Annotated in this window: 8 protein-coding genes; 3 read left to right on the forward strand and 5 right to left on the reverse strand. The window is 58.8% G+C overall.

The window, feature by feature from the left end; translation table 11 throughout:
• The coding region (locus F4Y00_04415) for a S9 family peptidase (protein ID MYE04197.1) at positions 1 to 583 on the forward strand (583 nt) is incomplete at its 5' end.
• Between the two features lie 215 nt (positions 584 to 798).
• On the opposite strand, the gene F4Y00_04420 is transcribed toward F4Y00_04415, so the two are convergent.
• From F4Y00_04420 to F4Y00_04430, 3 genes are all read right to left on the reverse strand, one after another.
• Complete coding sequence (locus tag F4Y00_04420; protein ID MYE04198.1) at positions 799 to 1,380, reverse strand: methyltransferase domain-containing protein; 582 nt, start codon at positions 1,378 to 1,380, stop codon at positions 799 to 801.
• Positions 1,381 to 1,499: 119 nt separating this feature from the next.
• Positions 1,500 to 1,853, reverse strand: coding sequence for a tRNA-binding protein (locus F4Y00_04425; GenBank protein ID MYE04199.1), 354 nt, complete (start codon positions 1,851 to 1,853; stop codon positions 1,500 to 1,502).
• A gap of 40 nt (positions 1,854 to 1,893) precedes the next feature.
• A complete protein-coding gene (locus F4Y00_04430) occupies positions 1,894 to 3,342 on the reverse strand; it encodes a DUF2911 domain-containing protein (protein ID MYE04200.1) in 1,449 nt (482 codons plus the stop codon).
• On the opposite strand from F4Y00_04430, the gene F4Y00_04435 reads away from it, so the two are divergent.
• Positions 3,259 to 4,986 (forward strand): methyltransferase domain-containing protein, encoded by a 1,728-nt coding sequence (locus F4Y00_04435; GenBank protein ID MYE04201.1) that lies wholly within the window; start codon positions 3,259 to 3,261, stop codon positions 4,984 to 4,986. The two genes, F4Y00_04430 and F4Y00_04435, sit on opposite strands and share 84 nt — an antisense overlap.
• Positions 4,987 to 5,061: 75 nt before the next feature.
• Here F4Y00_04435 and F4Y00_04440 read toward each other — a convergent pair whose 3' ends face one another.
• Complete coding sequence (locus tag F4Y00_04440) at positions 5,062 to 6,294, reverse strand: Fic family protein (GenBank protein MYE04202.1); 1,233 nt, start codon at positions 6,292 to 6,294, stop codon at positions 5,062 to 5,064.
• 238 nt (positions 6,295 to 6,532) lie between these two features.
• Positions 6,533 to 7,159, reverse strand: a complete 627-nt coding sequence (locus F4Y00_04445) for a hypothetical protein (GenBank protein ID MYE04203.1) — start codon at positions 7,157 to 7,159, stop codon at positions 6,533 to 6,535.
• A gap of 219 nt (positions 7,160 to 7,378) precedes the next feature.
• Here F4Y00_04445 and F4Y00_04450 point away from each other — a divergent pair, with 219 nt between their 5' ends.
• A complete protein-coding gene (locus F4Y00_04450) occupies positions 7,379 to 9,469 on the forward strand; it encodes a glutamine synthetase type III (protein ID MYE04204.1) in 2,091 nt (696 codons plus the stop codon).
• Positions 9,470 to 9,763: the final 294 nt, after the last annotated feature.

Here is a 9,763-nt window from a genome sequence, read left to right on the forward strand (position 1 = left end):
CGCGTCGATGCCGGTCATCGGCGAGGGCGACGCGGAACCCAACGACACCTTCCGCGAGCAGTTGGTGGCGAACGCCCAGGCGGCGGTCGACGAGGGCGTGCGGCGCGGGGTCGTGGATCCGGATCGGGTCGGCGTCGGCGGACACTCCTACGGCGCCTTCATGGCCGGCAACCTGCTGGCCCATTCCGACATCTTCCGGGCCGGCGTAGCGCGCAGCGGCGCGTACAACCGGACGCTGACGCCGTTCGGCTTCCAGCGGGAGCAGCGGCTATTCTGGGAGGACCCCGATCTCTACCTGTACATGTCGCCCTTCATGCATGCGGACAAGGTGAACGAGCCCATCCTCATCATCCACGGCGAGGACGACAACAACTCGGGTACTTTTCCCATCCAGTCGCGGCGCTTCTACGCGGCGCTCAAGGGGCTGGGCGCGACGGCGCGGCTCGTCTTTCTGCCGGCCGAGAGCCACGGCTACGCGGCGCGCGAATCGGTGCTGCACGTCCTGTGGGAGACCGACCGCTGGCTCGAGATGCATGTGAAACCGGCGAAGCCCGTCACTCCGACGGACGACGCGGGAAGCTGAGCGCTGCCGAAGTCCCGGCCCAGTGGACGACCAACAATACAGGGAGGCTATAGAGACTGCTGAAGCTGTCGTCCGCTGGGCAGAAGGGCGATTGTGATTTCTTGCAGTGGAAACGAACTGTGACGTACGCCACCGGGTGGTGGGTTACGTCGAGTTTCCGAAGGGGGTTTGGTTGAAGAGGGATGAAGGCCAGCAACCCTTTTCATAATACGAGCCTACCGGGTTCGAACGACCAATACTATTCCGCTGCTCCAGTCCAGTTTTACGAACTGACAATCCGTTCGGCTCTCGATTTGCGATAACAATCGCTCTACATTGGCTTCGTGTCCATCCGGCCAGTTGTCCTGTGGCAGCATGTCGTCAATCACATAAAAACCACCGATGGACAGTGCCTTCCACACAAGGTCGAAATGCTCGTATTTTCCGGGCATTGCATCTGCAAATATCAGATCGAAAGTCTCTTCTTCCATATTCTGAAGCCATAAGCTCGCATCATCGACTATAAGAGTCAGTCGGCGATCTTCTCCCAGATGACGAAAGGCGATATCACTCACCTTTTTATCGGCGTCGACCGATATCAGTGTTGAGTACGCATCCATCCCGCTCAGCAGCCAGGCAGTCGCCAAGCCGGTTCCCGTACCTATTTCCAGAAACTGGCTGTTCGGTTTGCTCGCCGCCAGAAGTTGCAAAAGAGCCCCTGTCCGGCGTTCGGATGGCATATCGAATCCGGAGGCCATGGTATCGGCTTCGATTGCCGGCAAAGCGGCCGGAATGCGCGTTATCTCGAAATCATCCATTCAAGTTTTACATCATTGAAAAAATTCGGTCATACCCCACTGTAACTTGAGCATGGGGGCTTCCTCTGTTTCTCTGACTCGCCGCGCTGACGCTGAAGGCTTTCTCCCTCTCCGATTTCTCAACCCGCGCGGGCGCCATTCGGGACCGGGCGCTCCAGGGTCAGAAGCGCCGGTTGAAGGCCGTCCTCATAACCGACGTCGAATAGCATACCCTCCGAAATTTCTCCCATCATCTTCCTCGGCTCCAGGTTGACGATGAACAGCGCCTGTCGACCTTCGATTTCGGTTGGATCCTCGCGTTCCTGTTTCATCCCCGCGAATATCGTTCGCTTGTGGTCGCCGAAATCGACCTTGAGTCGAACGAGTTTGTCGGATCCTTCCACCTCACTGACACTCTCGATCATGCCAACGCGGGCGTCAACTTGATTGAGGACATCGATGTTGATGGTGGGCTTGACCCGCGCGGGCTTCATTTCTTCCATTCTAATCCTCTTTTTTATCGCAATCGGAGCCTTATTCCACTGTAAACGGAACGGACAATTCCGTCGTGCCCCACTGTAGTTTGAGCACGCCGCCTTCGTCCGTTTCCTCGACAAGGATGGTGAAGACCTCAACCGATTCGTCGAGGGTGGTCCGGGTCAGGTCGACGCGGCCCAGGTCCTGGTCCTCATTGTAGGTCGTGCCGCCCTGGCCCGTCTGCGTGTTGATGAGCAGGAGGCCGCCTTCTTCGGAGGGGATGGAGTAGAGCGTGTATTCGCCGGCAGGCACTTCGAGGTCGCGGACGACGAGGTTCCGGTCCGTGGTAAAGTGCGTGGCCCGGTTGGCGCCGGTCCGCCAGACTTCGCCGTAGGGCACCAGCGCGCCGAAGAGTTCGCGGCCCCGTTTCGAGGGCGTGCCGTAGTCGACCTGGATGGCCGCGCCGTGTACCGCAGTGTTGACCTCGCCCCGGCCCGACAGTGCGCCGAACGAACGGTCTTCCCGGTCCCGTGCGGCGAAAGACTCCGCCAGGCCTTCGATATCTACCGACGGTACACGTTCGACGATCAGTTTGCGTGTGGTGGCTCCGGCGTCGAGGCGGAGCAGTCGCCCCGCGTCGTCTACCCGAACGTCCATCGTGCCCCGGAAGGGATGCTGCGCAGTCATGGCGTTTTCGGAAATGCGCCGGACAATGAACTGCATGGAGCCCCGACCGGTAAAGAGGTCCTGCGCCACGCTGTCGGCGCCGGAAGCATAGGCGCGCGTCAGCATCAGTTCGAAGGGCCAGTGGATCATATCCAGAAAGGGCAGCATTCCGCCGTGCGCGGCCATGGCGCGGGTCTGCGTTTCGTCTCCCTCTGTGGCGACCACAACCAGACTATCGCCGACAAGGGTTCTCACTTCGTGACGGACAGGCGAAGCGTCGGCGGGTTCGGAAGGCGTCCGGATCGTTGCTTCGTACCGTTGCAATGCGCCGGTCTCGTCCATCTCCAGTACATAATGGCGCACGGTGGTAGTGGGGGTGCGCAGGACCACATCGGCCTCCATTCGGGCGTCCGTACGCACGAATCGCTCCACGGCGAGCGTATCGTTGCCCAGCCGGGTGACGAAGGCTGCGTTGTTCGGGTCGGCGTCCTGGGCTAAGCTGGGGAGCGCCGTACAGGACAGCAGCAGGGGGATCAGGGTGGCCAACATGGCGGCTCGGTAAGGAAGGAGCGGTGCGTTCATGGGTGGTTTTTGGGGAATTGGGTGGGTGTCAGGCGTGCGGATGCAAGCAAACCCTTGAGGGGTTGAGGAGGTTGCGTGGGGTGAGATTGGGCGTCTCCGAAACGTTCTCTTTTTGTAACATGTTTTATCTGAGTCAGGACATTCGATGTGTTCGTTAGGAACAGGCAATCCTTCATGACCAACGTAATTGCATGGTACGACGCGCATGCTGAAGAGGTAACGGCTCAGTACGAGGACGTTGCGTCGGAAGCGGTGCATGGTTGGCTGACGGATTTGCTTCCTGCCTCCTCAGCGGCTGTACTGGACATCGGCGCCGGCAGCGGGCGGGATGCGGCATGGCTGGCTGGCAAGGGATACGAAGTGGTTGCTGCCGAGCCGTCCTCGAAGATGCGGGCATTGGCGGCGCGGCAACATCCCGATTCCCGGATTCAGTGGAGCAACGACGCATTGCCTGCTTTGCCGGAGCTTACCCGATCCGGTCTTTCCTTTGACCTGATTCTGGCAAGTGCGGTCTGGATGCACGTTCCTCCGGGTAAGCGCCTGAGGGCTTTTCGGAAGATGATTAATCTTCTCAAGCCCGGCGGGCTTCTGGCGATTACTTTGCGTCAGGGATATGCCGATCCGCAGCGAGGTATACACCCGGTTACGGCAGGTGAGATAGAAGATCTGGCGCGCAGCCACGGGGCGTTTCTGGAGCGCTGCGTGGAAAGCCCGGATCGACTGGGACGGAACGATGTCTCCTGGACCCAGATCGCTGTCCGGCTTCCGGACGATGGTCTCGGGGCACTGCCCCTTCTCCGGCACATCATTCTGAATGACGAGAAGAGTTCGACGTACAAACCGGCCTTGTTGCGAAGTCTTTGCCGGGTTGCGGACGGTGCGTCCGGTTTCGTAGTGGACAGGGATGACGATACGGTGGTCGTGCCTCTTGGGCTGGTGGCCCTGACATGGGTTCGGCTCTTCAAGCCCCTTATCTCTGCCGGCTTGCCGCAAAGTCCCGCCAACGTGGGGAGCGACGGAGAGAGGCTCGGCTTCGTCAAAGATGGTTTCAGGCGGCTGAAAGAGGTATCCCATCTGGATATGCGGGTAGGCATGAGCTTTTCCGGCGATGCCGGGAAGGCGCTGCATGCCGCGCTCAAGGATGCGGCGGAAACCATTGCGAGAATGCCCGCCACTTACATCAAGTACCCGGACGGCAAGCCCATATTTCCCATCGACAGGGCGGGCAGGGTGCAAAGACCTGCGAGGGTTCTGCTGAACAGAGAATATCTCGCCAGTTTCGGGAAGATGATCGTTCCGCGGCACTTGTGGCGCGCCTTGCGGCGATTCGATGTCTGGATAGAACCTGCGCTGGTGGCGGAGTGGGGCCGTCTTATGAAAGGCTATGCAGAGCGGCAGGAACGACAGATTACCGATGGAGATATTGCTCTCGCCATGAACTGGTCCGAAGCTTCCCGGGATGTCCGAATTGCAAGGGAACGGGCAGTCCGATTAGCTGGGGAGGAGAACCTGTTTTGCGTCTGGAGCGGCAAGCGCTTGTCGATGACCGCTGCGGATATAGATCATTGTTTTCCCTGGTCCGCCTGGTCGTGCGACGACCTTTGGAATCTGATGCCGGCGCACCGACAAGTGAATCAGCGGGAGAAAAGAGATCGACTGCCGGGAAACGCCATTCTGAAAGCAGCGCAGGACAGGATCCTGAGTTGGTGGGATTACGCCTATCAGGATGACAGGGCGCTGGAAAGACGATTCTGGCTGGAGGCTACCGCAAGTTTGCCCACGGTCAGGTCCGATGGAGGCGAACTGGGCGATATATTTGACGCCCTCTGCCTGCAACGTATGCGACTGAAGCGCGACCAGCAGGTACCCGAGTGGCAGGGAGAGAATCATTTAATATCCTGACACCCCGCAACCCCACCCCCCATTCTCCGTAAACCGGTTAGGCCCTGTACTTTTCTTTTTTCACCCCTTTTTTTCTCACCCAACCCTCTCCGGAAACAGCCCCGGCATCCAGCGCCACGCGAGCCGGGCGGGGAAGACGAGGCGCAGCGGCGCTCGCGAGCTTTCCGAAGCAAGCGCTTCGCATTCGATCAGTGCGGACGTGATGCGTCGGGCCTGCCGCTCGCTGGCCCCTGTGATTTGCGCCACATCCCCTCTGGGCAGTTCGCCTCGGTACAGCACGGCTTCGAGCACCGAGCCGGATTTCTTCGGCAGGGCGCCAGCCCGGATTTCCTCTTCGACCCAGATCAGGATGCGGTCGCGCAGCCGTTCAGGTTGCAGTAGACTTTCCATGAAATCCACTTGGTCAATGCAGGTGGTCAGGAAGAAGTGCGTGAACTTCACAAGCGCTTCCTCGCTCAAGTGGCCTCTGCCGTCGAGATCATTGCGGCGTCTGGCGTCACAGGCCGCAAGGTGGTCCTTGTAAGCCTCTTCGTTGCGGGCCATACCCCTGGCGATCGACCAGAGGCTGCCCGTATCCAGCGATTCCAGCAGCATGGCATGGGACATCAGTCGGGCTACGCGCCCGTTGCCGTCGAGAAATGGGTGAATCCAGACAAATCGGTGATGAGCGGCTGCGGCGGCGAGGATACGATCTGTTTTTCCGAGCTTGCTGTAAACGATTTCGAAGCGCTCAAGGAAGCGGGGCAGTGCGCCAGGACTCACCGGAATATGCCGGCCGATCTTCACGTAGCGATCACGCAGCGCACCTGGAATCACCTTACTTCGCTCTCCCGTTTCCGGGTTTTCTGTCCAAAGCAGTCCTTCGGGAAGTAGCCCATAGAAGCGGCGGTGCATTTCAGTGAGGCCGCCAACTGTCGTCGCACGGCCGGCCAAACCGCCCTCGTCGATCCATTTCTGTACCGCGATATGAGCCTTGGCTTCCAGTTGGAGGTTCCGTTTTTCGGGGTCGGCGCTGTAATCGTTTTTCAGTGCGCGCTCGATATCGACCGGATGCGTATTGTGGCCTTCGATCAGATTGCTGTAATAGCAATTCATCGCCCGTATCAGGTCGGCGAGAGCGCTGAGCACCCTTTCGGGAAGGCTGCGCCGGAGGCCGGCCGATTTGGCGGTCAGTTCGAGGGCTAGATCCGTCAAGGCAGCGCGATGCCTTGAGCCGCTGCTCACCAGCATGGGCTCCGCACGACTAATCGATTCGCCCTCGTCGGCCATATTTTTGGCCGCTTTTTTGGCCGCTTTTTCCTTTGTCATAAGATTAAATATAACAAATATTTAAAATGTATTATAATTTTTTTCAGTCCTATTTTTTGGCCGCTTTTTTGGCCGGTTCCATGGCCGCTTTGCAGGCCGCATTCTCCCTCACCCCGCAACACCCACCCCCAATTCCCCGTAAACTGGTTGGGCCCTGTACTTTTCATTTTTCGTACCCCCTTCCCCGCCACGGCAGCCAGGCAAAACCCTATCAGGTGCGCCAGCGATCAGTCTTCCGCTACTCGGAACCGGCCACCTTACGTCGACCGGATTCAAGAGCCGCATAGGCCTCGTAGGTCTTCGGTCCGGGGACGGACTTGATGCACTTCCAGGCCGCCACGGCATCGGCCCGGCTCTTGCCCTTGTTAGCCGGGTCCGCCTTGAAATCCGTGACGAAATTGTTGAACCGAGCGGCGGGGATCCGCGGCAAGCGGCCCTCTGAGCGCATAAGCTCCAGTAATCGATTGCCGAGATCCGCGTAGGTGATGCGCCGGCCTGCCTGAAGTTGCGTGCGGCGCCATTCGTTGAGCCAGTACCACTGGCCTGACTTGTCTCTCAGCGACGGGGCGCGCGCACGGACGAGGTTTCGAAGGAATGTTTTCGTCCTCCTGTCGTCGACGTAGGCCCGGACGACCGTTTCCGTCGCCAGCCTGTCGCGTACTTCCCCGGACCGTCGATCAGGCATGGGTTTGGCAGGCGGAACCACCCCTGTTCGAAGAAAATCACGGATGAGGGTCTCAAGCTCGAGCTTGCGCCGTCGGCCGACAGCGATACCAAGTTGGCGCGCGAAGGCTTTGAGCTCCTCGGCGTAGAAATAATTGTCGTCGAACTCCTTGACCGACATGGAGGCACGAAGCTTCGCCATTGCACTCTCCGGTGATTCGCAGACGCGATCAGGATGTCAAGTTAGGGGCTTGAACAGTTACTTTGCGATATAAGTGACAAATTTATTGGGCATCAGAACAAAATCAACGCTATTACTTACCAAACAAATTAAACCTGTATATTTTTCGATAAAATTTTTAAGGCCTATCCCGGAAACCGAATTTCCAGGCGCTGTCCCCAAACCGAACAAGTTACAGCCATGAAGCACTCGACGCACGACGCTCCCCTCCAGACCCTTCCCCTGCCTCCGTCTCTGGCGAACATCAACGACCGCGTGCTGGATGACGCCATCCTGAAGAAGTTGGTGGATCCGGAAGTGTATTACTCCTTTGCCCGGTGCCGGGCGACCGGGCTGCCCATGGAGAAAAAGGAGGCGAACGAGCTGGCGAAGTCTATACGCGAATGGGCGCAGTCGAAGGGGTGTATCGGGTATTCGCACTGGTTCTCGCCCATGCGAGGGCCGGTCCACGGCGAAAAACTCGAGACGTTCGTCGGGGTGGATTTTAAAACCGACCGGCTGATCATCAACCTGACAGGCTCCGAGCTGTTTCAGACGGAAACCGACGGATCGTCTTTTCCGAATGGCGGACTCCGGGAAACGCATCAGGCTGCGGCGTACATCGGCTGGGACACCGGTTCCCCTCCGTTTGTTTATCGGCAAACGCTGTATATCCCGTCGGCCTTCGTTTCCTGGACGGGCGAGGCGCTTGACCTGAAGACCCCCTTGCTGCGCGCGAATCTTGCGGTCAACGAGCGGGGCCTGCGTTTTCTTGAGCATCTTGGCGATACGGACGCAACCGAAATCGTATGCAATGTCGGATGGGAGCAGGAATTTTTCCTCATAGAGCGTGAATTGTATCTGGCGCGGCCGGATCTGGTAGCTACCGGCCGCACGATTCTGGGTGCTTCGCCGTTTCGCGGACAGGAATTGTCCACCAATTATTTTTCCCGATTGTCCCCGCGTATCAACCGGTATATAGCGGAGGCGCGGGAAACGATGTGGGCGCTGGGTATTTCGATCCATTGCACGCACAATGAGGTGGCGCCTGCACAGCATGAGATTTCCCCCATCTTCAATCTGGCGAATCTGGCGGCAGATACGAATGTGCTTGCCATGGATGTACTGCGCGATCTCGCTTTCGAACATGAACTTGTCGCCCTTTTTCACGAGAAGCCGTTTGCCGGCATTAACGGAAACGGCAAGCACAACAACTGGGGGCTGAACACCGACACCGGTGCGAATCTGTTTGTGCCAGGCGAAACCGAGCGAGAGAATCGCCGCTTCATCGCATTCGTTGCCGCCCTGCTGCGGAGCGTCAAGCAGCACGGCGACCTGCTGCGTTGCGGGGTGTCCACGTCGGGGAACGACCATCGGCTGGGGGCGCAGGAGGCGCCGCCTGCCATCATTACCCTCCATCTTGGCGAATCAATGGAACGCTGTGTGAAGCAGATCGCAGACGGCGGCCCTTTTGCCATGCACGGGATACAGCACAAGCAAATCGAGGTATCGGCGCCGGTGGTGGATATCAAGGCCAATATGGAAGACCGCAATCGCACCGCACCTTTTCCCTGGTGCGGCAATCGGTTCGAGTTTCGGGCGGTGGGGGGCAATCAGCATATTGCCTTTCCGCTCACGATGCTCAACGCAGCGCTGGCGGACAGCCTGAAGCATATGTGCGAGGAAATCGAGTCCGGCAAGGAAGTGGACGAGGTCATTCGGGAAACCATCCGGGAAAATGAGGGAGCGCTGTTCAGTGGAAACGGTTACGCAAGGGAACTGTACGATCATGCCGAAAAATTCGGGTTGATCCATCTGACAAGTAGTCCCGAGGCGTACCAGTCCCTTACCTCGCCGAAGAATGTGACGCTTTTTGGCGGTCTTGGCATTTTCAATGAGCGGGAACTCGCTGCCCGCCAGGCCACTCTCCAGGAAGCGTATGCAACTGAACTGTACATTGAGGCGCGCACGCTGCTCAATATTCTGCAGACCAGGATCATCCCGGTTGTAGTTGAGGAAACGCGCAAGGATGCCGAATCCGGCTTCTCTTCCCGTCTTTTCGACGAAAAGAGGCGTCTCGTCGAAGAGCTGCTTTCGGGGACGGATGATCTGGTCTCGGCGTTCGAAGCGTTTCCGGAAGGCGATTCCACACAGGCTGCGGTCTATGCACACGATGTCGTCAAGCCGTTGATGCAGTCCGTACGTGTCCTCGCAGATCGCCTGGAAACCATGGTGGACGAACGTCTGTGGCCGCTGCCGACGTACTCGGAATTGCTGCATCGTCATCAGTGATCGGGGCGGGCTGCTTGCGCTCGGATCGGGGCGCACAGTTCCATACCATATTCGTCCCTTGCGTTTTTTCGACAGCCTCGGCCGGTTCCATGGCCGCTTGTAAGGCCGCTTCCTCCCCGACCCCTACGACACTCGACCTATCGGACCAGCGTCATCGTCCGCGTCAGGGTTTCCGCGCCTGCCGAAAGCCGGTAGACGTACGTCCCCGTTGGAAAGCCATCGGCATGGAAGCGCGCCGTGTGCCGCCCCTGCGGTTGCATGCCGTCGACAAGCACGGCAACCGTCTTTCCGGTC

It is taken from the genome of Bacteroidetes bacterium SB0662_bin_6, from assembly GCA_009839485.1.
Classification (GTDB): domain Bacteria; phylum Bacteroidota; class Rhodothermia; order Rhodothermales; family VXPQ01; genus VXPQ01.